Genomic DNA, 24076 nt, shown 5'->3' with positions numbered 1-24076 from the left:
TGCCCGACCACCGCCGCTGCGTCGCGGTCATTCCCCGGTTTCGAACCAGGGAGCGCGCGCGGTCATGATCAACTCGGACGCCTCCTGCTCGGAGATGCCCAGCATTTCCACCACATCATCGGCCGCCTGCTCGGCGAGATCCTCCATGGTGCACACGCCGCTCGCCGCCAGCCGATTGGCCAGAGCCACGGTCATGCCGTCCATGTTCAGCAGATCCTCGGCCGGCTCGCCACCGCCGCCGTCCTGCGCCGCGATCGCCCGCGTCAGCAGTGCATCGCTCGCCCGGTTGCGCAGTTCCGCGACCACGTCTTCGTCGAATTCCTCGATCGACAGAAGCTCCGCTTCTTCGACGTAGGCGACCTCGTCCAGGGTACTGAAGCCTTCCTGCACCAGGATCCCGGCCACCTCCTCGTCGACGTCCAGCGCCTCCATGAAGTAGGTCACCAGCTGCCGGGCCTCGGCCTCGCTCTTCTCCTCGGCCTGCTCCTCGGTCATCACGTTGAGCTCCCAGCCGGTCAGCTGCGAGGCCAGGCGGATATTCTGCCCCCCGCGGCCGATCGCCAGCGAAAGCTTGTCCTCGGCCACCGCGATGTCCATCGACTGCTTCTCTTCGTCGACCACAATGGAGAGGACTTCCGCCGGCGACATTGCATTGATCACGAACTGGGCCGGATTCTCGTCCCATACAATGATATCGATGCGTTCGCCCGCGAGCTCGTTGGAGACCGACTGCACGCGCGAACCGCGCATGCCCACGCAGGCCCCCACCGGATCCAGCCGCGGGTCATTCGAGCGCACCGCGATCTTCGCCCGCATGCCCGGATCGCGGGCCGCCCCGAGGATGTCGATGATCCCCTGTCCCACCTCCGGGACCTCGAGCTTGAACAGCTCGATGAGAAACTCCGGCGCGGTGCGGCTGAGGATCAGCTGAGGACCGCGCGCGTCCGGCCGGATCTCCTTGAGATAGCCGCGCAGGCGATCATTGGTGCGTACCGTCTCGCGCGGAATCATGTGCTCGCGCGGGACCAGGGCCTCGGCGTTGTTGCCCAGGTCCACGTAGGTCCCGTTGCGGTCGGTACGCTTGACGATCCCCATCACCAGCGAACCGACCCGGTCCTCGTACTCCTCGACGACCTTCTGCCGCTCGGCATCGCGCACCTTCTGCACGATCACCTGCTTGGCGGTCTGCGCGGCGATACGCCCGAAGTCAACGGCCTCGACCGGTTCCTCGATCACCTCGCCGACCTGAATCTCCGGGTATTTCTGCTGCGCGTAGGACAGCAGCATCTGATAGTCGGGAGACTCGAACTCGGGATCCTCGTCGTCCACCACCGTCCAGCGGCGATAGGCCTCGTAATCGCCGCTTTCGCGGTCGATGCTCACGCGCACATCCATGCGCCCACCGTGATACTTGCGCGTGGCCATCGCCAGGGCCGATTCCAGGGCCTCGAAGATAACGCCCTTCTCGACGCCCTTCTCGTTGGAAACGGCGTCGACGACCAGCAGGATCTCCTTGTTCATGTCATGCCTCTTCGCAGCCTCGACAGTCGCCTGTCGACATCAGGTTGTTCATGATTGCGTCCCCGGGTCTTCTTCCAGCACGCGCGCATTGTGAATCGCGGCCAGCGGCAGCTCGTAGGCCGTGCCATCGACCGCCACCTCGATCATGGTGTCGTCCGCGGACAACAGCTGCCCGCGGTAGTTCCGCCGCCCGTGTTCCGGCCAGGTCAGACGTACCTTGACCGCACGACCGACGTAATCGCGGAACTGATCGGGAGTAAACAGGGGACGTTCGATGCCCGGACTGGACACCTCGAGCGTGTAGTCCGCGCGGATCGGCTCTTCCACATCGAGGACCGCGCTGACCTGCTCGCTGACGCGCGCACAGTCATCCACGGACACGCCGGTCGAACGATCAATATAGATGCGCAGCATCTGCGGCTTCGAACCCGCATGGTGTTCGATACCCCAGAGTTCACAACCCTGGCCTTCGACCACGGGTCCCAGTAGCGCCTTCAGTTGTTCAACCTGCTCGGACAAATGTCTGTCGACCTCGATTCCACTGCACCGGTGCACGGAGCCCGGAAACAAAAAAAGGGCGTTGAACGCCCCTTTACACCTTCCGTCATGGAAACAGGCTGCAGCTCGAAGCCTGTCGGCGCGCGGGAGCGCGGCCCCAAGAAAAAGGCCCCGCGAAGGGGCCTTTTCGAAAACTGGTAGCGGGGGCAGGATTTGAACCTGCGACCTTCGGGTTATGAGCCCGACGAGCTGCCAGACTGCTCCACCCCGCATCCGAGAAAACGTACTCTACCAAGCCGTGGGCCGGCTTGCAAGCCCCGATCGAAATCACCGCGAACGGCGCGCCCGCTGCCGCAGATGCGGGCGAAGATCATGCCGCCAGATGAACCCGGGGATCGCGAACACCGCAAACATCGACAGCCCGATCACGTAGAACTCCCAGCCCTGGGCATGAACACTGCCCGTCGCCTGATGCTCGAGACCCTTGCCGATCAGCCCCACCAGCAGGAACAGCACCAGCCATTCGAACACCCGGGTCCAGCCTCCCTTGCTCCCGCTCGCCGGCAGAAACATCAGTGCGATGCGATCGGTCAGCCACGGAAGGTTGGCGGCCACGAAGGCAAACGCCACAAACCCCCAGACCAGGACTTCAAACGGGACCAGTTGATTCAAGACATCCTCCGGGTCGGATCAGCCAGCGATGGCGTAGTGGGTAACGGACAGCAGAAGGCCCGGAAAAATTCCCAGCAACAGCACCGCCAGTCCGTTGATGCTCAGCGCCGTGGCCAGCGCGCCCGACGGCTGCACCGGTTCGCTGGCTTCCTCCTTCGGTTCGTCGAAGAACATGATCTTCACCACCCGCAGGTAATAGAACGCCCCGATGATGCTGAAGATCACCGCCAGCACACCCAGCCAGACCAGGCCCGCACCCACGGCCGCCTGAATCACGGCCAGCTTGGCATAGAAACCGACGGTCGGCGGAACCCCGGCCATGGAGAACAGCAGCAGGAGCATGATGAACGCGAACCACGGGTTGCGTTTCGCCAGCCCGGCGAAGTCGTCCAGGCGATCGGCCTCGTAACCCCGGCGCGACAGGAACACGATCATGCCGAACCCGCCGGCCGCCGTGAGTGCATACACGATCACGTAGAACATCGCCGAGGCGTAGCCCGAATCGGTCCCCGCGAGGATCCCCATGAACAGGAACCCGACATGCGCGATGGTCGAATACGCGAACATGCGCTTGATGCTGGTCTGCGCGATCGCAATCACGTTGCCCACCGCCAGCGACAGCACGGTCAGGATGATGAGCATGCCCTGCCAGTCGGCATGCATCGGTCCCATGCCCTCGACCAGCAGCCGCATCAGGAACGCGAAGGCCGCGATCTTCGGAGCGGTCGCGATGAACAGCGTCACCGCCGTCGGCGCCCCGTCATAGACGTCGGGCACCCACATGTGGAACGGCACCGCCCCCAGCTTGAACGCGATCGCCACCACCAGGAACACCAGACCGAACACCAGCGGGACGTTCAGAGCCTCGTCGGCCGTCGTCAGTTCGGAGGCGATCACCGCGATATCCAGCGAGCCGGTCATGCCGTAGATCATGGACATGCCGTACAACAGCAGCCCGGACGCCAGCGCCCCCAGCACGAAGTACTTCATCGCGGCTTCGCTGGCCCGGGTGTTGTCGCGCCAGAACGCCACCAGCGCATACGAGGACAGCGACAGCAGTTCCAGGCCCAGGTACAGGGTCAGCAGATTATGCCCCGAGATCATGATCATCATCCCCAGGACCGCGAACAGCCCGAGGATGTAGAACTCCCCCTTGTGGATGTCGCGCGCCATCAGATACGGCCGCGAGTAGAGGAAGACGAAGAAGCTCGTAACGTACACCGCCAGTTTCAGCACGTCGCTCATCGGGTCCTTGATGAAGCTGTCGCTGAAGGTCAGCACCACTTCCGGACCGGCCAGCCACAGCGTCAGCACCGCGGCTCCCGCGAGCGTCGCCTGCACCAGGCCGTAGGTGATGTCGCGGCGCGAATCCGGCAGGAACGCATCCAGTATCAGGATGAAGCACGCCATCCCGAGGACGAACATCTCGGGAACGGCGGGCAGAAAGGCAGGAATCTCGAAATTCATGTCAGGCGTCCGTTCAGAGCTTCGAGTGCGCGATATGCGCCACGAGGTTGTCGATGGTCGCGTTCATCACTTCCAGCAGCGGTGCCGGCCACACGCCCAGCAGCAGCGTGAAAAACGCCAGCAGCCCCATCAGGAAGAATTCGCGCCGGTTCATATCGGACAGGCCGGCCACGTTCTCGTTGGCCACGGTGCCAAAGATCACGCGCTTGACCAGCCACAGGGTGTACCCCGCCGCCAGGATCAGCGTGGTCGCGGCGAGGAAGGCAATCCAGAAATCAGCCTTGAAGGCAGCCAGGATCACCATGAATTCACCCACGAAGCCCGAGGTGCCCGGCAGACCGGTATTGGCCATCGCGAACAGCACAAAGAACGCGGCGAACCACGGCATGGTGTTGACGACGCCGCCATAATCCGCGATCTGCCGACTGTGCAGCCGGTCGTAAAGCACGCCCACCGCGAGGAACATCGCCGCAGAGATGAAGCCGTGCGAGATCATCTGCACCATGCCGCCGGCGATACCCAGCGACGCGCCCTGCCAGTCGCCGGTATTCGAGTAGATGTAGAACGCCAGGAAGAAGCCCAGAGTCACGAAGCCCATGTGGGCGATCGACGAGTACGCGATCAGCTTCTTCATGTCGCTCTGGATCAGTGCCACCACCCCGATGTACACCACCGCGATCAGCGACAGCACGATCATCAGCGTGTCCAGCACCGCGGACGCATCCGGCGTGATCGGCAGCGAGAAACGCAGGAAGCCGTAGCCGCCGATCTTCAGCATGATGGCCGCCAGGATCACCGAACCCCCCGTCGGCGCCTCGACGTGCGCATCCGGCAGCCAGGTATGCACCGGGAACATCGGGATCTTGACCGCAAACGCCAGGAAGAACGCGAGGAAGATCAGTATCTGCGCGGTCATCCCGATCTGCAGCGCATGGAAGTCCTGGATCAGGAAGCTGCCGGACTGGATGTACATCCAGATCAGTGCGACCAGCATGAACACCGACCCGAGGAAGGTGTAGAGGAAGAACTTGATCGTCGCGTACACGCGGCGCGGCCCGCCCCAGATCCCGATGACAAGGAACATGGGGATCAGCATCGCCTCGAAGAACACGTAGAACAGCACCGCGTCCATCGCCGCGAACATGCCGATCATCAGTCCTTCCATGACCAGCATCGCGGCGAGGTAGTAGGCGATACGATCCTTCACCGACTCCCATGCGGCGATGACCACGACCACCGTGATCAGCGTGGTCAGGAGGATCAGGGGCATGGAGATGCCGTCGACCCCGAGGTGATAGTTCACGTTGAACGCCGGGATCCAGGAGGCCACCTCCTGGAACTGCATCTCCGCGGTGCCGCGCTCGAACATGAACCACAGCGGCAGGCTTGCCACGAAAGTGGCCACGGCCACGCTGAGGCCCAGGCGCCGGGCCACCACCGGCGCGTCACGCCCGGCGGCAAGCGTCAGGAAGCCACCGAGGATCGGCAGCCAGATCAACAGACTCAGAATGGGCCAGTCAGCAAACATGGTCGTTCCTTGAAACAGCGGTGGGCTTCGCAGCGGTCATCGTCGAAACCCCTCAGATCACGTAGGCGAACATCAGGACCAGCAGCCCGATGATCATCACGAATGCATAGTGATAGAGGAAGCCGGACTGCACATGGCGCACCCGGGCCGACACCCAGCCCACCGAACGCGCGGCGCCGTTGACCAGCCAGCCGTCAATGATCATCGCGTCGCCATAGCGCCACAGCCAGCGCCCGAGGCGCCGCGTACCACCGGCGAAGAACCAGTCGTTGAAGCGGTCAAACCCGTACTTGTCCTCGAGGATGCGCACGCCCGGCCGCAGACGGTCTGCGATCACGGCCGGCAGATCCGGCCGTTTGATGTAGAGGTACCAGGCGGTCGCCAGTCCGGCCATCGCGAACCAGAACGCCGGCGCCACGAGCCCGTGCAGCACGAACCCGAACACCCCGGTATAGCTCTCGCCCTTCTGCGCCAGCACGTCCTTCGCCTCGCTGACGAAGATCGAATTGGCGAAGAAATCGCCAACCAGCATCGGGCCGATGAAGTAGCCGGCCACCACCGACGGGATCGCCAGCAGGATCAGCGGCAGGGTGACCACCCACGGGGTCTCGTGCGGATGCGGCGTGCCATGGTGATGGTGGTCCTCGCCATCCCCGTGGTCGGGCATGTAGTGATGCGCCTGGTCGTAGCGTTCCTCCCCGTGGAACACCATGAAGAACATGCGGAAGGTGTACAGCGCGGTCACGAACACGCCCAGCAGCACCATCCAGTAGGCAAAGGTCGCCCCCGGGATCTCCGAATACCCGACCGCCTCGATGATCGCGTCCTTGGAGAAGAACCCGGAGAAGAACGGGAACCCGATCAGCGCCAGGGAACCGATGAGCGCGGTCACGTAGGTGATCGGCATATGCCGGCGCAACCCGCCCATCGCGCGCATATCCTGCAGGTGGTGCATCGCGATGATCACCGAGCCGGCGGCCAGGAACAGCAGCGCCTTGAAGAACGCGTGGGTCATCAGATGGAACACGCCGGCGGCGTAGGCCGAGGCCCCCAGGGCCACGGTCATGTATCCGAGCTGCGACAGCGTGGAATACGCGACTACGCGCTTGATGTCGTTCTGCACCAGGCCGATCAGACCCATGAAGAAGGCCGTGATCGCGCCGATGATCAGGATGAACGACAGGGCCGGCACCGAGAACTCGTACAGCGGCGACATGCGCGCCACCATGAAGATGCCCGCGGTGACCATGGTCGCGGCGTGGATCAGCGCCGAGATCGGGGTCGGGCCTTCCATCGAATCCGGCAGCCACACGTGCAGTGGCACCTGCGCGGACTTGCCCATCGCGCCGATGAACAGGAAGATCAGCGCCAGATCCAGCAGGCCGAAGGTCCACCCCGGCCAGATGGTGATGGTCGCCTCACTCATCGCCTGGCCTTCCGCAAAGACCTCGGTGTAGTTAAGGCTGCCGGTGTAGAACACCAGCGCCGCAATCCCGATCAGGAAACCGAAGTCGCCCACGCGGTTGACGATGAACGCCTTCATGTTCGCGTAGGTCGCGGTCGGGCGCTTGTACCAGAAGCCGATCAGGAGGTAGGAGACCAGCCCCACGGCCTCCCAGCCGAAGAACAGCTGCATGAAGTTGTTCGCCATCACCAGCATCAGCATGGAAAAGGTGAACAGCGAGATATACGCGAAGAAGCGCTGGTAGCCCGGGTCGTCCTGCATGTAGCCAATGGTGTAGATGTGCACCATCAGCGACACGAAGGTCACGACCAGCATCATCATCGCGGTCAGGTTATCGACCAGGAATCCGACCTCGAAACGGATGCCGTCCGAAACCAGCCAGGTGTACACCGACTCGTTGTACACCCCCGCTCCGCCAAACACGTGCTGATAGAACACCACCACGGAAAGGAGGAACGAGATGGCCACCCCGGCGATGGTCACGCTGTGCGCGCCCACCCGGCCGATCTGACGCCCGAACAGGCCAGCGACGATCGCGCCCGCCAGTGGCGCCAGGACAATAAGGAGATAGATCGTATCCATGGCCCGTTATCCTTTCATTTCGTCCAGATCCTGGACGTTGATCGTTCCGCGGTTACGGAACAGCAACACCAGGATGGCCAGCCCGATCGCGGCCTCGGCCGCGGCGACGGTGAGGATGAAGAACACGAAGACCTGCCCGGCCAGATCCTGCAGGAAGAACGAGAAGGCAATGAAGTTGATGTTCACCGCCAGCAGCATCAGCTCGATGCACATCAGCAGCACGATCACGTTCTTTCGGTTCAGGAAGATCCCGGCCACGCTGATCGAAAACAGCAGCGCGGCCAGCACCAGGTAGTGCTCTAGCGTAATCATTGTCTGGCCCTGAATTCCTTTGGGGGACGGACAAGCCCGCCCCGCGGTGGTTAGGCACCGGCGCGCGCCGGCGTCATTCCTGGTTCGGGTCGTCGTCGCGTTCCGCCCCGCGGCTGTCACGCGCCTTGTCTTCGGACTTCATTGACACCATGCGCACGCGTCCCTCGCGCGAGACCTCGATCTGGCGCGCCGGATCGATCCGCTTGTTGTCCGGCCGCCGCCGCATGGTCAGGGAGATCGCCGCGATGATCGCCACCAGCAGGATCACGGCGGCAACCTCGAACGAGTACACGTATTCGGTGTACAGGATCGCGCCCAATGCCTCGGTGTTCGCATATTCGGGCCCGGCCCGCTCGGGGGCTTCCATGGTGATGTAACGCGTGATCACCAGGACCAGCACGGTGGCCATGGCCGCGGCGACCACCAGGCCCACCGGCAGGTATTCACTGAAACCCTCGCGCAGTTTCGCCATGTTGATGTCGAGCATCATCACCACGAACAGGAACAGCACCATCACCGCTCCCACGTAAACCAGCACCAGCACCAGACCGAGGAACTCGGCCTCCGCCATCAGCCAGAGTGCCGCTGCGGACACGAAACAGACCACCAGAAACAGCGCGGCATGCACCGGGTTGCGCACGCTGATCATCGCCAGCGCCGCGCCCAGCAGGATCGCGCCAAAAACATAGAACAATAAGAGCTCGAAGGTCATCGTTGCGTCCCTGATTACCGGTACGGGGCGTCGATCGCGCGCGCTTCGGCGATCTCCTTCTCGAAGCGATCGCCGATCGCCAGGAGCTTGTCCTTGGTCATGATCTGCTCGCCCCGATTCTCGAAGTGGTATTCGAAGATGTGCGTCTCGACGATGGAATCGACCGGGCAGGCCTCTTCACAGAATCCGCAGAAGATGCACTTGAACAGGTCGATGTCGTAGCGCGAAGTGCGCCGCGTCCCGTCCTCGCGCTCCTCCGAATGGATGGTGATCGCCAGCGCCGGGCACACCGCCTCGCACAGCTTGCAGGCGATGCAGCGTTCTTCCCCGTTGGGGTAGCGGCGCAGCGCGTGCAATCCGCGGAAACGCGGCGACATCGGGGTCTTCTCGTCCGGGTACTGCACGGTGAATTTGCGCCGGAACAGGTACCGACCGGTCAGCCGCATGCCGAGAAGCAGCTCGAAGAACAGGAAGCTCTTGAAGAAATGACGCACGGATTTCATGGCGAACTCCTTACGCGAACCACGGGCCGACGTCGAACGCGACGAACGCGCCCAGCACGAACAGCCATACGATGGTGACCGGGATCAGCACCTTCCAGCCCAGGCGCATGATCTGGTCATAGCGATAGCGCGGGAAGGTGGCACGTAGCCACAGGAAGATGAACAGGAACAGCGCCGTCTTGATCAGGAACCAGTGCAGACCGTCACCCAGCAGGGTGCCCAGCACCGGCCAGTCAAACATTGCTGCCGGCAGGATGCCCTGGAACGGCGACAGCCAGCCCCCCAGGAACAGGACGGCCGTCAGTGCGGATACCAGGATCATGTTCGCGTATTCGGCAAGGAAGAACACCGCGAAGGCCATCCCGGAGTACTCCACGTGGAAGCCGGCAACAATCTCGGATTCCCCTTCGGCCACGTCGAAAGGCGCACGGTTGGTCTCGGCGACCCCGGAAATGAAGAACACGAAGAACAACGGCAGCAACGGCAGCAGGAACCAGTGGTAGATGCTGCCCGACTGGGCCTGGACGATCTCGCCGACGTTCATCGAGCCCGCCGCCATCAGCACGCCCACCAGCGCGAAACCCATCGCGATCTCGTAGGACACCAGCTGGGCGGCCGACCGCAGCGAGCCCATCAGCGCATACTTCGAGTTGGAGGCCCAGCCGGCGATGATGATCCCGTAGGCGCCCAGCGAGGTCAGCGCCAGCAGGTACAGAAGACCCGCGTTCACGTCGGCCAGCGCCCCGCCCTCGAAGAAAGGAATCACGGCCCAGGCCGCCAGCGCCGGTGCGATGGTCAGCACCGGGGCGCTGAGAAACAGGAAGCGATTGGCATTCGACGGGACGATCACCTCCTTCAGCAGGAGCTTGAGCCCGTCCGCGATCGGCTGCAGCCAACCGCGCGGCCCCACGCGATTGGGCCCGACGCGCACCTGGATATAGCCGATGATCTTGCGCTCGGCAAAGGTCAGATAGGCGACCCCCAGCATCAACGGGATGATGATCAGCTGGATGGCGATCAGGATCTGCATCACCGTCGGCAGCGAATGGAACAGGTTGAGAATCCAGTCGAACATGGTTCAGTCCCTTGTCAGGCGCGTGCGAGCGTCACCGGCTCGCCCGGGGCACCAAGCGGGGCGGCGGCACCACCGGTGAGGGTGATGGCCAGGCCCGGCGGTACGGAATCGTCAAGCACAAGCGTCAGTTCGGCCTCGGCCCGGCCCTGCTGCACGCGGACGCGACTGCCGTCGGGGATCCCGCCGGCCGAGTCGGGGTGAACCTGCACCGCGTTCGCGAGCTGACCTTCGGGGCTGCGCTGCAGCGGTTCGGCGCGACGCACGAGCGCATCGCCGGCGTACAGCGAACGCGAGGCCATGCGCCGCAAGCCCCGTTTGCCCGGGTCAGCGATTTCCGGCTCCTCGACGTGCACCCGGTTCAGGTTGACCGTGTTGTCGAAGCTGACATCCGCGAGCAGGCCCTTCAGCTCGTCGCGCACCGCGGGCGAATCGAGGTAATCGAAGCCCTTCTGCCCGAACAGGTTGCCCAGGACGCGCCAGACCTTCCAGCCGGGACGGGCCTCGCCCGGGGCGCGGCTCGCCGCGCGGAAGCTCTGCCAGCGTCCTTCCGCATTCACGAAGGTCCCGGAAGATTCGAAGCTGGTCGCGACCGGCAGCAGAACATCGGCCGATGCCTGCAATTCGGGGTCGGCAAACGCGGTCAGTGCGACCACGAAACCCGCGTCGCGCAGTGCCTGCTGGAAAGCGACCGGATCATGCCCGTCACGGCCGGGTTCGAGCCCGGCAACGACGAACGCGTCGCGGCCTTCGGTCAGCATCTGCGGCGCCGGGCATCCGCCGACCTCCGGCTCCTGACCGGCCACGCCGCGATGCGGCAGCACCCCGGCCAGCCAGGCACCGGCAGCATTCGCGCCCTCGGACATGTACCCGAGACGGGCGCCGGTATGGCGGGCGATCCAGCCGGCCAGGGCCCGCAGGGTCGCAAACGCCGGGCTGGCCATCGCGTCGGCACCCAGCAGCACGTGGCCCTGTTCGCCGTCCAGCAGCGAGCGCGCCGCCCGCTCGAACGCTTCGCGGGTGTCCGGATCGTCGCTCTCGGCGGCCTTCACAATCTTCTCGAGGCGCGGGGGCAGGCCCTCGCCGGCGGCCGCGATGCGGCCGGCGATCCCGGCCAGGGCCATGACCTGGTCGTGCTCGTTGCCGACCAGCTGGGCCGCCACCGGGTAGGTCAGGTCCAGCAGCTGGTTATGCACCAGCGTGACCCGGGCATCGTTGTTGAGCGCCGCCTTGCGCAGGCGATGCGCCAGCAGCGGCTGCTCGCGCCGCGGATTGGTGCCGACCAGCAGGATCGCATCAGCGCGGTCCAGATCGGCGATCGGACTGCCCAGCCAGGGGAACAGGGGCGCGGCGTCGTCGTCGCGGAAATCCTGCTGGCTCATGCGGTGGTCGATGTCACGCACGCCCAGCCCGCGCAGCAGTTTCTGGCCGAGGTAGTGTTCCTCCAGCGACAGCGACGGGGAAAACAGCCCGCCGATCCGCTCCGGGGCCACCTTGCGCAGGCCTTCAACCGCATGCTGCAGGGCGGTCTCCCAGTCCACGTCCTGCCACTGTCCGGCGCGCTTGATGCGCGGAGTGGTCACGCGGTCCTCGGCATACAGCCCCGCGTAGGAGAAACGATCCCGATCCGAGATCCAGGTCTCGTTGACTGCTTCGTTGTCGCGCGGGACCACCCGCATCACGCGCCCGTCATAGGTATGGGCGGCAATGTTGGAACCCACCGCGTCGTGCGGGGCGATACTGGGGGCCTGGGCGTATTCCCAGGCGCGTGCGCCGTAGCGCGACGGCTTGGCGGTGAGCGCGCCCACCGGACACAGATCGATCACGTTCCCGGAGAGCTCGTGCGCGACGGTCTTCTCGACATAGGTACCGATCCGCATGTCTTCGCCGCGCCCCGTCGCCCCCAGTTCGCGTACGCCCGCGATCTCCTCGCCAAAGCGCACGCAGCGGGTGCAGTGAATGCAGCGGGTCATCTCGGTCTCGATCAGCGGACCGATATCCTTGTCGTGCACGACCCGCTTGGCTTCGGTGTATTGCGAAACGGACTCGCCATACCCCATGGCCACGTCCTGCAGTTCACACTCGCCGCCCTGATCACAGATCGGGCAATCCAGCGGGTGATTGATCAGCAGGAATTCCATCGTGCCCTTCTGCGCGGAAATCGCGAGGGGCGACTGCGTGTACACCTTCATGCCGTCCATCACCGGCGTGGCACAGGCCGGCAGCGGCTTGGGCGCTCGCTCGACCTCCACCAGGCACATCCGGCAATTGGCGGCCACGGACAGTTTCTTGTGATAGCAGAAGCGCGGAATCCGGATATCGGCCTCGTCCGCAACCTCGATGAGCATGGTGCCCTTGGGCGCCTGCAAGGTCTGCCCGTCGATCTCGACGGTGACCAGATCCTGTGGCTGATCCTGACTCATGTTCGATTCCTGCTGCGTGTGCGCGACGGGGCGATCAGGCGGCGCTGGCCACCGGGCTCCGGCCGTGCTGGATGTAGTGTTCGAATTCGTGACGGAAATGCTTCACGAAACTGCGCACCGGCATCGCGGCGGCATCCCCGAGGGCGCAGATGGTGTGCCCTTCGATCTTGCTCGCGACGTCGTCCAGGCGTTCCAGGTCCTCGGGACGACCCTTCCCTTCGACGATGCGGGTCAGCATGCGGTACAGCCAGCCGGTGCCTTCGCGGCACGGCGTGCACTGACCGCAGGATTCGGAATAGTAGAAGCGCGCGATGGTCTGCAGCGCCTTCACCATGTCGGTGGTCTCGTCCATCACGATCACCGCACCGGAGCCGAGCATGGATCCGGCCTGGGTAATGGAGTCGTAGTCCATGTTGGTCTGCAGCATCGTGTCGCCCGGCACCACCGGCACGGACGAGCCGCCCGGGATCACCGCCTTGAGCTGGCGGCCATCGAGCACGCCACCGGCCATCTCCAGCAGCTCGCGAAACGGCATGCCCAGGGGCACTTCGAAGTTGCCGGGTTTGTTGACGTGTCCGGACACCGAGAACAGTTTCTCGCCGCCCGATTTGGGCACGCCCAGGTCCGCGAACCACTGGCCGCCATTACGAATGATCGACGGGATGGAGGCGAGCGACTCGGTATTGTTGACCGTCGTCGGCTTCCCGTAGACCCCGAAATTCGCGGGGAATGGCGGTTTGAAGCGCGGCTGCCCCTTCTTGCCCTCGAGCGACTCCAGCAGCGCGGTTTCCTCGCCGCAGATATAGGCGCCCGCGCCCAGCGTCGGATACAGATCGAAGTCCACACCCGAGCCAAGGATGTCACGCCCGAGGTAGCCGGCCTCGTAGGCCTCCTTCAGGGCGGCCTCGAAGCGCGTATTGACCTCGTCCATGAACTCGCCGCGCATGTAGTTGTATCCCACGGTTGCGCCGATCGCGTAACCGGCGATCGCCATTCCTTCGATCAGCGCATGCGGGTTGTACATCAGGATCTCGCGATCCTTGCAGGTACCGGGCTCGGATTCGTCCGAGTTGCAGACAATGTATTTCTGGCCCGGGGAATTGCGCGGCATGAACGACCATTTCATCCCGGTCGGGAACCCCGCGCCACCGCGGCCGCGGAGGTTGGAGGTCTTGACCTCCTCGATCACGTCTTCCGCGGCCATCTTGCCGCCGAACACCTTTTCCAGCGCCTGGTAGCCGCCGACGCTGCGATAGGTCTCGAGCGACGACGGGTTGTCCAGGTAGCGGGTCGCAAAACAGATCTGGTTGGCCATCGCTTCAGGACTCCAGGCCGTCGAGAATCTCGTCCACGCGCTCCGGCGTCAGATTCTCGTAATAGACATGGTTCACCTGCATCATCGGAGCCCCGCAACAGGCGGCGAGGCATTCTTCTTCCTTCTTCAGGTAGAACTTCCCGTCGGGCGTGGTTTCGCCCAGGGTGATGCCGAGCCGGTTCTCCAGATGTTCGATAATCCCGGCCGAGCCGCGCAGACTGCAGGAGATGTTGTTGCACACCGCAATGGTGTGCTTGCCCACCGGCTCGAGCTCGAACATGGAATAGAACGAACCCACCTCGTAAACGGCGATGGCCGGCAGCCCGAGGTAGTCGGCAACCGCGTCCATCTTCGCGGTGGAGACATAGCCGTCCTCATGCTGGACCACCCGCAGTGCGGCGAGTACCGCCGAGCGCTTCTGGTCCTCGGGATAGCGGGCCAGCCAGTGATCGATCTCCTCGCGCTCGTGGTCGCTCAGGTCGACCTTGTGCGCGGCCGGCTTGTGAAAGGCAACGGGTTTGGGTTCGGCAGCCATCAGCGATCAATCTCCCCGAAGACGATATCCTGGGTTCCGATAATGGCCACGACGTCGGCCAGCATGTGGCCGCGCGCCATCTCGTCCAGGGCGGAAAGGTGGACAAAGCCCGGCGGGCGCACCTTGAGGCGATACGGTTTGTTGGCGCCATCCGACACCAGATAGCAGCCGAACTCGCCCTTGGGATGCTCGATGCCGGCGTAGGCTTCGCCCTCCGGCAGGCACATCCCTTCGGTAAACAGCTTGAAGTGATGGATCAGCGACTCCATGTCCGCCTTCATCTCTTCGCGCTTCGGCGGCGTGATCTTGTGATCCTCCAGCAGCACCGGACCGGGGTTCCTGCGCAACCAGTCGACGCACTGCCGAATGATGCGGTTGGACTGGCGCATTTCTTCCATGCGTACCAGGTAACGGTCATAGCAGTCGCCGTTGACGCCGATCGGGATGTCGAAATCCAGCTGGTCATAGACCTCGTAGGGCTGCTTCTTGCGCAGATCCCATTCCACCCCGGATCCGCGCAGCATCGGCCCGGTGAATCCGAGCTGCTTCGCCCGGTCGGCATCCACCACGCCGATACCGACCGTACGCTGTTTCCAGATACGGTTGTCGGTCAGCAGGGTCTCGTATTCGTCCACGCACCCGGGGAACCGTTCGGTGAACGACTCGATGAAGTCCAGCAGCGAGCCCTGCCGATTGGCATTCAGCTCGTCGACCGTTTCCTGCGACTTCCAGGCCGAGGGCTGGTATTTCGGCATCGTGCCGGGCAGGTCGCGGGCGACCCCGCCGGGCCGGTAGTAAGTGGCGTGCATGCGCGCGCCGGAGACCGCCTCGTAGCAGTCCATCAGGTCCTCGCGCTCGCGGAACGCGTACAGGAACACCGTCATCGCGCCGATGTCCAGGGCGTGCGCGCCCAGCCACATCAGGTGATTCAGGATGCGGGTGATCTCGTCGAACATCACCCGGATGTACTGCGCCCGCAGCGGCGCCTCGATACCGAGCAGACGCTCCATGGCGAGCACGTAACCGTGCTCGTTGCACATCATGGACACGTAGTCCAGACGATCCATGTAGCCGATCGACTGGTTGTACGGCTTGCTCTCGGCGAGCTTCTCGGTCCCCCGATGCAGCAGACCGATATGCGGATCGGCGCGCTGCACCACCTCGCCGTCCATCTCCAGCACCAGTCGCAGCACCCCGTGCGCGGACGGATGCTGGGGGCCGAAGTTCAGGGTGAAATTGCGAATCTCAGGCATGATCGGCTCCTTCCGCCGGCGCGTCGCCATCGGTGTAGCGATGGTCGTCGCGGATCACCTTCGGCACCAGCACGCGCGGCTCGATAGTCACCGGCTGGTACACCACGCGAGCCTGCTCGGTGTCGTAGCGCATCTCTACGTGCCCGATCAGAGGGAAGTCCTTGCGGAACGGATGGCCGACAAAACCGTAGTCGGTCAGGATACGACGCAGGTCCGGATGCCCCGAGAACAGGATCCCGAACAGATCGAAGGCCTCGCGTTCGAACCAGTTGGCCGACGCCCAGACGTCCACCAGCGACTCCAGCTCCGGGAATTCGTCATCCGGCAGCCAGGCACGCATGCGCAGGCGACGATTGTTCTGCACCGACAGCAGATGGACCACCACGGCGAAACGCGGGCCGTCCCAGCGCGACTCACCGGGCGCATCATCGAACGTGAACCGGCCGGAGGTGGCGGGCTGGACGCCGCGACTGAAGCCCTCACTGGAGGCATCATCGGTAGCCCATTCGGTCTGGCCGTACTCGAGATAGTCCACGCCGCACAGGTCGATCAGGATTTCGAATCCGAAATCCTCGTCGTCGCGCAGGGTCCCGGCGATCTCGCGCCAGGCGTCCACCGGTACTTCAATGGTTGCCTCGCCGTTGACCACCCGCACTCCGTCCAGGCGTTCGCCCAGCTTCGCGCGCAGTACGTCAATCCAGGTCTGTTGTTCAGCCATCTGCCACCCCGGGTCGCTCAGCGCGCGATCGTGTTCGTGCGCCGGATCTTGTTCTGAAGCTGAATGATGCCGTAAAGCAGTGCCTCGGCCGTCGGCGGACAGCCGGGCACGTAGATATCCACCGGCACGATGCGGTCGCAACCCCGAACCACGGCATACGAATAGTGGTAGTAGCCACCGCCGTTGGCACAGGAGCCCATGGAGATCACCCAGCGCGGTTCGGACATCTGGTCGTACACCTTGCGCAGCGCCGGTGCCATCTTGTTGACCAGCGTCCCCGCCACGATCATCACGTCGGACTGGCGCGGACTCGGGCGGAACACCACCCCGAACCGGTCCATGTCGTAGCGCGCGGCGCCCGTGTGCATCATCTCCACCGCACAGCAGGCCAGACCGAAGGTCATCGGCCACAGGGAGCCGGTGCGGGCCCAGTTGATGAGCTTGTCAGCCGAGGTGGTGACGTAGCCCTTTTCCAGAACGCCTTCTATTCCCATTCCAGCGCCCCCTTCTTCCATTCGTAGACAAAGCCGACTACCAGAATCAGCAGAAACAGCGCCATCGCAAGAAGCCCGAACAGGCCTACGGCATCGAGGGAGACGGCCCAGGGAAACAGAAAGGCGATCTCGAGATCGAAGATGATGAAAAGGATGGCGACCAGATAGAACCGAACGTCGAACTTGAGGCGCGAATCCTCGAACGCCTCGAAGCCGCATTCATACGGCGAATCCTTGGCGGCATCCGCCTTGCGGGGCCCCACGGCCATGCCGATCACCAGCGGCACGATGCCGATCACGATGCCTACTGCAATGAACAGCAGGATGGGCAGATATCCTTCCAGCATGTCTCTCTCCCGTACGCCGCCTCGGGCGGGCAGGTCCACGGGTCGGCCGAACAGGAGGGCCGGACCATGGGCGGTTCAGCGTTGCTGGGTGAATGCGCCGGGGCCGCGGCCCTCGGGCGATCGGGCCGGTGCGCTCACCGGTGAGGCAGTCTAGGTGAAGCCGGAAAACGGTGTCAAGCTCACATAGAAAGCCAAGTTACTGTTTATAAAGGCTTTACAATAAAAAGGTTCCGCCCGGTGCTCCGGACGGAACCTTCCCTGAAAAATGGTGCAGATGGTGGGACTCGAACCCACACGGCTTGCGCCACTACCCCCTCAAGATAGCGTGTCTACCAATTCCACCACATCTGCGTATTCCTGACTGAAGCTCTATTGTGGCACGTCCTGTGGCCGCGAGGGCGGATCGGCCGGCTCGTCGGCAGGGGAATCATCCGGCGCCATGCCCGGGACATCCCCGATCGGGATATCGTCCTCGACCGCCTCTTCGGGCGTCGGTTCATCCATAAGGCTGCGCGCCTCGGGTTCCGACGCGGCGATATAGGCCAGCGCCAGCCCGTTGATGAAAAACACCGCGGCCAGAAAGGCCGTGGCGCGGCTCAGGAAGTTGGCCGACCCCTGGGCACCGAACACGGTGGCCGAGGCCCCGCTGCCAAATGCAGCCCCGGCATCGGCGCCCTTGCCGTGCTGCATCAACACCAGCGCGATGATGGAGATCGACACCACCACCTGAACGACCAGGAGGATCCCGTAGATCATTCGCCCGCCCCGGTCGCGGCCCGTGCAATCCCGGCGAAATTCGCGGCATCCAGCGAGGCTCCGCCCACCAGGCCGCCATCGATGTCATCGTGCGCCAGCAGCCCGGCGGCGTTGTCGGCCTTCATCGACCCGCCATACAGGATGCGCAGGTCGGCAGCCACGCGCGGATCGCGGCCCGCGACCCGGTTACGGATGAACGCATGCACCTCGGCCGCCTGCTCCGGGGTGGCCGTCAGGCCGGTGCCGATCGCCCAGACCGGCTCGTAGGCGATCACGGCGCGGTCCAGCGATTCGACCCCGGCGGCGTCCAGCACGGCATCGAGCTGCTCGCCCACCACCGCTTCGGTGCGGCCGGCTTCGCGCTCTTCCTTCTGCTCGCCCACGCACAGGATCGGGGTCACGCCGGCGGCCAGGGCCGCCTGATACTTGGCCGCGACCCAGGCGCTGTCCTCGGCCTGGCGTTCGCGACGTTCGGAGTGCCCCACGATCACGTAACGGCAGCCCACATCCTTGAGCATGGACGCGGCGACCTCGCCGGTGTATGCGCCGGAAGCCTGATCGGAGCAGTCCTGCCCCCCGACCTCAATCGGGCTGTCGGCCAGGGCCTCGACGACTTCGGGCAGGTAGACCGCAGGCGGGCACACGGCCAGCTCGACGCCGGTCAGTCCGTCCAGCTCCGAACGGAGCGCGGACAGCAGCTCGCGATTGGCGTCGCGGGAGCCGTTCATTTTCCAGTTTCCGGCGACCAGCGGCTTGCGCATGCGGTGGTTCCTCCTGCGGTGACCCGGGTTCCATGATTGAGCGGCGGGATGTTACCGGCGCGTTCCCGGCAAATCAACCGACCACCCGGGCGCCGCGTGATGCGCACCGGGTGGCGTGCGTCAGGCGACCGCGCGGATGGCGTCCGCAATCCGTTCCGCGGCGGCCTGCGTGGCGCCCGCGTCTTCCGCCTCGACCATCACGCGGATCAGGGGTTCCGTGCCCGACGGTCGCAGCAGCACACGCCCGCGGCGCCCCAGCTCCGATTCCACTTCGGCCACGGCAGCGCGTACCGGCGGCGCTTCCAGACGCTCGCCTGCCCCCGCATCCAGACGCACGTTGACGAGTGCCTGCGGGAACTGCGGGATCGCCGCGGCCAGGTCCGCCAGGGAGCGCCCGGTCCGATGCATCAAATGGGCGATCTGCAGGCCGGCTACGGTACCGTCGCCGGTGGTCGTGTGGTCCAGACAGACGATGTGTCCGGATCCCTCCCCGCCCAGCAGCCATCGGTGGCGACGCAGCTCTTCGAGGACATAACGGTCCCCGACCCGCGCGCGTACGAAGGGGATGCCGGCTTCGGCCAGCGCGTTCTCCAGGCCGAGGTTGGTCATCTGGGTACCGACGACACCCCCGCCCAGCGTGCCCTGGCGCAGGCGTTCCAGGGCGAGGATCCCGAGGATGCGGTCCCCGTCCACGATCTGCCCCGCAGCGTCGACCAGGATCACGCGATCGCCGTCACCATCCAGGGCGATGCCCAGATCGGCGCCCGCGGCCCGCACGCGTTCGGCCAGGCGCTCGGGGTGCAGCGCCCCTACGCCCTCATTGATGTTGTAGCCATCGGGCGCGGCACCGGTCAGTTCGACCTCCGCCCCGAGCTCCTCGAACACATGCGGCGCGACGTTGTAGGTCGCCCCGTGCGCGCAGTCGAGCACGATGCGCATGCCGCGCAGTTCGGATCGCGCGGGGATGGCGCTCTTGCAGAATTCGACGTAGCGCCCGGCCGCGTCGGAGATGCGTACGGCCTTGCCCAGACGCCGGCCGTCGATGGCCTGCGCGGGTTCGTCGAGGCGCGCCTCGATCGCGGCCTCCACCGCGTCGGGCAGCTTGTCGCCCTCCGGGGTGAAAAACTTGAACCCGTTGTCATTGAACGGGTTGTGCGAGGCGCTGATCACCACCCCCGCAGTCGCACGGAAGGTCCGGGTCAGATAGGCGATGGCCGGCGTGGGCATCGGGCCCAGCAGGGCCACGTCGAGCCCGGCCGCCGACAGGCCCGCCTCCAGCGCCGATTCGAACATGTAGCCGGAGACCCGGGTATCCTTGCCGACCAGCACCGGCCCCTGGGCATGTCCGTTCTCGCCCAGGATCTCGCCCACGGCGTAGCCCAGGCGCAGGGCAAACTCCGGCGTCATCGGCCATTCGCCGGTTCGCCCGCGGATGCCGTCGGTCCCGAAATAACGTCCCATGCGGTTCCTCCCTAAGACATGACCCCGTCAGTACCGCGGGGATCCAGCGCGGAGTATATCGCGAGGGCGTCCGCCGTGGCCGCGACGTCGTGCACACGCAGGATGCGCGCCCCCTGCTGCGCGGCGAGCAGCGCCGCGGCCACGCTCCCGCTGCCACGCTCCGTCACCGGCCGCTGTCCCAGCAGGGCCCCGATCATCGACTTGCGCGAGACCCCGACCAGCACCGGCCGACCATCACCGACCAGGTCCGGGAGATGGCGGAACAGCTCGAGATTGTGTTCCAGCGTCTTGCCGAAACCGAAGCCCGGATCCACCACCAGGCGGTCCGGCGGTACCCCCGCGTCCTGCAGTGCACTGCAGCGTGCGTCGAGGAACGCCCGCACCTCGGCGGTGACGTCCTCGTAGTGCGGTGCATGCTGCATCGACTGCGGCTCACCCTGCATGTGCATCACGCACAGGGCCACGCCGCGCTCCCGGGCGGCCACCACCGCCTCCTTCTCGGCGCCCGGACGGCGGAAGGCATTCACGTCGTTGAGCATGGCCGCGCCCGCGGCCACCGCGTCGCGCATGATCTCCGGCTTCATGGTATCGACCGAGACCGGCAGGGAAACCTCCGCCCCCAGCGCCTCCAGCACCGGCAGCACGCGGCGCCGTTCTTCCGCCAGCGAAACCGGTTCGGCCCCCGGGCGGGTGGATTCCCCGCCCACGTCGATCAGATCCGCGCCCTCGTCCTGCATCTGCCGCGCACGGGCCACCGCCCGATCCACGCGATCATGGGCGCCACCGTCCGAGAAGGAATCCGGCGTCACGTTGAGGATGCCCATCACCCGCGGGCGATCGAGAGGCAGCGGACCGGCCGGTCCCTGCAGCAGCACGGGGCTTGCATTTGTAGCGGTCATCAGTCGTCCCTGGAATGGCGGAAGACACCAACAGAAAGGCCGCCGCGACGGGGTCACGGCGGCCGGGGTGCGCAACGGTCATGCCCGCCGCCACGCGACGACGGGCCCTCGGGCGGGTCAGGACTGAGGTGCCGGCCCTCCGACCACGCCGCGGTCACTGTCCCGCGAGTCGTCGGCGCCTTCCTCACCCTCGCCGTCACCCGCCGGGCTGCCGGCATCGCCCCCGCCGGAGGTGCCGTCGTTCCAGTCGGCGGGTTCACGCGGCTCGCGACCGGCCATGATGTCCTCGATCTGCTTGTCGTCGATGGTCTCGTACTTCATCAGTGCGCCGGCCATCGCATGCAGCTTGTCGAGGTTGTCGAGCAGGATCTGACGCGCATGATCGTAATGGGTATCGATGATCTTGCGCACCTCCTCGTCGATCGCATTGGCGGTCTCGTCGGACATCTGCTTGGGCTTGCCCATCTGCGGGCCGAGGAACGACTGCTGCTCGTCCTCGCCGTAGTCCAGCGGCCCCAGCTTCTCCGACAGCCCCCACTTGGTCACCATGTTGCGGGCGATCTGCGAGGCCTTCTCGATGTCGTTGGATGCCCCCGTGGTGACCGATTTCTCGCCGAAGATGATCACCTCGGCCAGGCGCCCGCCGAACAGGCTGGCGATCTGACTCTCCAGCTTGGTCCGCGAATGGCTGTAGCGGTCCTCCTCGGGCAGGAACATGGTCACGCCCAGCGCGCGGCCGCGCGGGATGATGCTGACCTTGTACACCGGGTCGTGCTCGGGGACGGTCAGGCCCACGATCGCATGCCCGGCCTCGTGATAGGCGGTCAGCTTCTTCTCGTCCTCGGACATCACCATGGAGCGGCGTTCGGCGCCCATCATGATCTTGTCCTTGGCGCGCTCGAAGTCGCTCATGTCCACCAGGCGCTTGCCGGCGCGGGCAGCGAACAGCGCCGCCTCGTTGACCAGGTTGGCCAGGTCCGCACCGGAGAAGCCCGGCGTACCGCGCGCGATCTTGTGCGGGTTCACGTCTTCCGCGATCGGCGTCTTCTTCATGTGCACGTTGAGGATCTGCTCGCGACCGCGCACGTCCGGCGGCGGCACCACCACCTGACGGTCGAAGCGGCCCGGACGCAGCAGCGCCTGGTCCAGCACGTCGGGACGGTTGGTCGCGGCGATCACGATCACGCCCTCGGTGCCCTCGAAGCCATCCATCTCGACCAGCAGCTGGTTGAGGGTCTGCTCGCGCTCGTCGTGACCGCCGCCGCCCATGCCGCCACCGCGCTGACGACCGACGGCGTCCAGCTCGTCGATGAAGATGATGCACGGGGCGTTTTTCTTGGCCTCGGCGAACATGTCGCGCACGCGCGAGGCGCCGACCCCCACGAACATCTCGACGAAGTCGGAGCCGGAGATGCTGTAGAACGGCACCTTGGCCTCGCCCGCGATGGCCTTCGCCAGCAGGGTCTTCCCGGTACCCGGAGAGCCCACCATCAGCACGCCGCGCGGGATCTGCCCGCCGAGCTTCTGGAACTTGCCCGGATCCTTGAGGAAATCGACCAGCTCCACGACCTCGTCCTTGGCCTCGTCACAGCCGGCCACGTCGGAGAAGGTCACCTTCACCTGGTCCTCGGACATCAGCTTGGCCTTGGACTTGCCGAACGACATCGCCCCCTTGCCGCCGGCACCGCCGCCCTGCATCTGCCGCATGAAGTAGATCCACACGGCGATCAGCAGCAGGATCGGGAACCAGCTGATGAGGATGCTCATCAACAGGCCGCGCTCGGCCTCCTCCTCGGCGTTGATCTCCACGTTATGGTTGAGGAGATCGCCGATCAGCCCCGAATCGTTCGGGTTGACGGTGGAGAAGCGCTCCCCGTCGGCCATCTGCCCGGTGATCTTGTCACCTTCGATGGTGACGCTGTCCACGCGACCGCTCTGCACCTGCTGGATGAACTCCGAGTAGGTGATGCTGCGCGTCGCCTGCTGCTCGGGATCGGGCGCGAAATTGTTGAAGATGGACATCAGGACGACGGCAATCACCGCCCAGATGATCAGATTCTTTACCAGGCCATTCAAAACGACACCTCAAAAGCTGTGCTGGGCCGAACGCGTATCCGTGAATACTAATGGATCGTTACACATCCCGTGGGTTCCGCGCCAATACATACACTTCGCGTGAGCGGGGCCGCGACGCCTTCGGCTTGCGCACCTTCACCTGTGCGAAACACCGGCGCAGCTCCGCAAGGTAGGCATCCGAGCCTTCCCCCTGGAACAGCTTGACCAGAAACGCGCCATTCGGTTTCAGCACGCGCAGCGCCAGATCCAGCGCCAGCTCGCACAGATGGATCGAACGCGGCTGGTCAACGGCATCCGTACCGGTAAGATTGGGGGCCATGTCGGAAAGCACAAGATCCGCACCCTCGCCGCCCAGGGTCTCGAGGATGCGGTCCAGCACTTCGTCCTCGCGGAAATCCCCGGTCACGACCTCCGCGCCGGGGACCGGGTCCATCGGCAGGATGTCGGAGGCGACCAGCACGCCCTTGCGCCCGATGCGACCGGCCGCGTACTGGGTCCAGCCGCCGGGAGCCGCCCCCAGATCCACCACGCGCATCCCGGGCCGCAGGAGACGGTCGCGCTGGTCCAGCTCTTCCAGCTTGAAGACCGCGCGACCGCGATACCCTTCCTGCTGCGCGCGCTGCACGTACGGGTCATCGAAATGCTCCTTCAGCCAGCGCTGACTGGAGCGACTGCGCTTAGGCATCCCCCGTCCCCCGGTTTCGTG

Annotated in this window: 23 protein-coding genes and 2 tRNA genes; all 25 read right to left on the bottom strand. The window is 65.0% G+C overall.

The window, feature by feature from the left end:
- Positions 1-27 precede the first annotated feature (27 nt).
- On the bottom strand, positions 28-1521 hold the full coding sequence (gene nusA / locus F787_RS0103880; RefSeq protein ID WP_028491360.1) for a transcription termination factor NusA: 1494 nt from the start codon (positions 1519-1521) through the stop codon (positions 28-30).
- Positions 1522-1569: 48 nt separating this feature from the next.
- Positions 1570-2040, bottom strand: coding sequence for a ribosome maturation factor RimP (gene rimP, locus F787_RS0103875; protein WP_018869948.1), 471 nt, complete (start codon positions 2038-2040; stop codon positions 1570-1572).
- A gap of 174 nt (positions 2041-2214) precedes the next feature.
- A tRNA-Met gene (locus F787_RS0103870) sits at positions 2215-2291 on the bottom strand.
- 55 nt (positions 2292-2346) lie between these two features.
- Complete coding sequence (locus F787_RS0103865) at positions 2347-2691, bottom strand: DUF2818 family protein (RefSeq protein WP_018869949.1); 345 nt, start codon at positions 2689-2691, stop codon at positions 2347-2349.
- A gap of 18 nt (positions 2692-2709) precedes the next feature.
- Positions 2710-4158: an NADH-quinone oxidoreductase subunit NuoN gene (nuoN, locus tag F787_RS0103860; RefSeq protein WP_019569077.1), complete on the bottom strand. Its 1449-nt coding sequence runs from the start codon at positions 4156-4158 to the stop codon at positions 2710-2712.
- 13 nt (positions 4159-4171) lie between these two features.
- Positions 4172-5686, bottom strand: a complete 1515-nt coding sequence (locus F787_RS0103855; protein ID WP_018869951.1) for an NADH-quinone oxidoreductase subunit M — start codon at positions 5684-5686, stop codon at positions 4172-4174.
- Positions 5687-5738: 52 nt separating this feature from the next.
- Positions 5739-7733, bottom strand: a complete 1995-nt coding sequence (gene nuoL / locus F787_RS0103850; protein ID WP_028491359.1) for an NADH-quinone oxidoreductase subunit L — start codon at positions 7731-7733, stop codon at positions 5739-5741.
- A gap of 6 nt (positions 7734-7739) precedes the next feature.
- A complete protein-coding gene (nuoK, locus tag F787_RS0103845; RefSeq protein ID WP_018869953.1) occupies positions 7740-8045 on the bottom strand; it encodes an NADH-quinone oxidoreductase subunit NuoK in 306 nt (101 codons plus the stop codon).
- A gap of 73 nt (positions 8046-8118) precedes the next feature.
- A complete protein-coding gene (locus tag F787_RS0103840) occupies positions 8119-8757 on the bottom strand; it encodes an NADH-quinone oxidoreductase subunit J (RefSeq protein ID WP_028491358.1) in 639 nt (212 codons plus the stop codon).
- A gap of 14 nt (positions 8758-8771) precedes the next feature.
- A complete protein-coding gene (gene nuoI, locus F787_RS0103835; RefSeq protein WP_018869955.1) occupies positions 8772-9260 on the bottom strand; it encodes an NADH-quinone oxidoreductase subunit NuoI in 489 nt (162 codons plus the stop codon).
- 10 nt (positions 9261-9270) lie between these two features.
- Positions 9271-10335 carry an NADH-quinone oxidoreductase subunit NuoH gene (nuoH, locus tag F787_RS0103830; protein WP_019021191.1) on the bottom strand — a complete coding sequence of 355 codons (1065 nt, stop codon included), beginning with the start codon at positions 10333-10335 and terminating at the stop codon, positions 9271-9273.
- A gap of 14 nt (positions 10336-10349) precedes the next feature.
- Positions 10350-12755, bottom strand: a complete 2406-nt coding sequence (gene nuoG / locus F787_RS0103825) for an NADH-quinone oxidoreductase subunit NuoG (protein ID WP_028491357.1) — start codon at positions 12753-12755, stop codon at positions 10350-10352.
- A gap of 34 nt (positions 12756-12789) precedes the next feature.
- Positions 12790-14070: an NADH-quinone oxidoreductase subunit NuoF gene (nuoF, locus tag F787_RS0103820; RefSeq protein WP_019021193.1), complete on the bottom strand. Its 1281-nt coding sequence runs from the start codon at positions 14068-14070 to the stop codon at positions 12790-12792.
- Positions 14071-14074: 4 nt separating this feature from the next.
- A complete protein-coding gene (gene nuoE / locus F787_RS0103815; RefSeq protein WP_019569082.1) occupies positions 14075-14605 on the bottom strand; it encodes an NAD(P)H-dependent oxidoreductase subunit E in 531 nt (176 codons plus the stop codon).
- Positions 14605-15858, bottom strand: coding sequence for an NADH-quinone oxidoreductase subunit D (locus F787_RS0103810; RefSeq protein WP_019021195.1), 1254 nt, complete (start codon positions 15856-15858; stop codon positions 14605-14607). Before F787_RS0103810 ends, nuoE begins: the two co-directional genes overlap by 1 nt.
- Positions 15851-16576: an NADH-quinone oxidoreductase subunit C gene (locus tag F787_RS0103805; protein ID WP_028491356.1), complete on the bottom strand. Its 726-nt coding sequence runs from the start codon at positions 16574-16576 to the stop codon at positions 15851-15853. The genes F787_RS0103810 and F787_RS0103805 overlap by 8 nt, the downstream gene beginning before the upstream one ends.
- A 17-nt stretch (positions 16577-16593) precedes the next feature.
- A complete protein-coding gene (locus F787_RS0103800) occupies positions 16594-17070 on the bottom strand; it encodes an NADH-quinone oxidoreductase subunit B family protein (RefSeq protein ID WP_018869962.1) in 477 nt (158 codons plus the stop codon).
- A complete protein-coding gene (locus F787_RS0103795; RefSeq protein ID WP_018869963.1) occupies positions 17061-17417 on the bottom strand; it encodes an NADH-quinone oxidoreductase subunit A in 357 nt (118 codons plus the stop codon). Before F787_RS0103795 ends, F787_RS0103800 begins: the two co-directional genes overlap by 10 nt.
- Positions 17418-17683: 266 nt before the next feature.
- Positions 17684-17768, bottom strand: a tRNA-Leu gene (locus tag F787_RS0103790).
- 18 nt (positions 17769-17786) lie between these two features.
- A complete protein-coding gene (gene secG, locus F787_RS0103785) occupies positions 17787-18173 on the bottom strand; it encodes a preprotein translocase subunit SecG (RefSeq protein ID WP_018946359.1) in 387 nt (128 codons plus the stop codon).
- A complete protein-coding gene (tpiA, locus tag F787_RS0103780) occupies positions 18170-18934 on the bottom strand; it encodes a triose-phosphate isomerase (protein ID WP_028491355.1) in 765 nt (254 codons plus the stop codon). Before tpiA ends, secG begins: the two co-directional genes overlap by 4 nt.
- A gap of 120 nt (positions 18935-19054) precedes the next feature.
- The gene (gene glmM, locus F787_RS0103775; RefSeq protein WP_018869966.1) at positions 19055-20395 is read right to left on the bottom strand and encodes a phosphoglucosamine mutase; all 1341 of its coding nucleotides are present in this window, start codon (positions 20393-20395) and stop codon (positions 19055-19057) included.
- 11 nt (positions 20396-20406) lie between these two features.
- Positions 20407-21294 (bottom strand): dihydropteroate synthase, encoded by an 888-nt coding sequence (gene folP, locus F787_RS0103770; RefSeq protein WP_028491354.1) that lies wholly within the window; start codon positions 21292-21294, stop codon positions 20407-20409.
- A gap of 117 nt (positions 21295-21411) precedes the next feature.
- Entirely contained in the window at positions 21412-23370 is a 1959-nt protein-coding gene (ftsH, locus tag F787_RS0103765) for an ATP-dependent zinc metalloprotease FtsH (RefSeq protein WP_028491353.1), read from the bottom strand.
- A 58-nt stretch (positions 23371-23428) separates the two neighbouring features.
- Entirely contained in the window at positions 23429-24055 is a 627-nt protein-coding gene (rlmE, locus tag F787_RS0103760; RefSeq protein ID WP_018869969.1) for a 23S rRNA (uridine(2552)-2'-O)-methyltransferase RlmE, read from the bottom strand.
- Positions 24056-24076 lie beyond the last annotated feature (21 nt).

Origin of the sequence: Thioalkalivibrio sp. ALE19 (genome assembly GCF_000428605.1) — a bacterium.
Taxonomy (GTDB): Bacteria; Pseudomonadota; Gammaproteobacteria; order Ectothiorhodospirales; family Ectothiorhodospiraceae; genus Thioalkalivibrio.
The sequence above is the reverse complement of the archived record's forward strand: the minus strand, read 5'-3'. Positions and strand labels throughout refer to the sequence as shown.